General features: G+C 41.2%; 1 protein-coding gene. It reads left to right on the top strand.

Translation table 11 applies throughout. The features are described from left to right. Window positions 1-330, top strand: a 330-nt coding sequence (locus tag HC175_RS21935; protein ID WP_438865980.1) for a sodium:solute symporter family transporter, incomplete at both ends; no start/stop codon positions are given.

Raw genomic sequence — 330 nt, forward strand, 5'->3', positions numbered from 1 at the left:
CTTATGCCTTGACTATCATAGGAATAGGATTGTGGGTTTCACGAGGTAAGAATAAAACTTCTGAAGATTATTTCCTTGCAAGCAAGTCTCTTCCCTGGTGGGCTATAGGTACCTCCCTAATCGCTGCGAACATTTCTGCCGAACAATTCATCGGGATGTCGGGATCTGGTTTTGCCATTGGGCTTGCCATTGCTTCTTATGAATGGATGGCTGCAATCACTTTGATCATAGTGGGGAAATATTTTTTGCCGGTTTTCATAGAAAAGGGTTTATATACGATTCCAGAATTTATTGAAGTACGCTATGGGAAGAACCTAAAAACCATACTAG

It is taken from the genome of Salinimicrobium oceani, assembly GCF_012037645.1.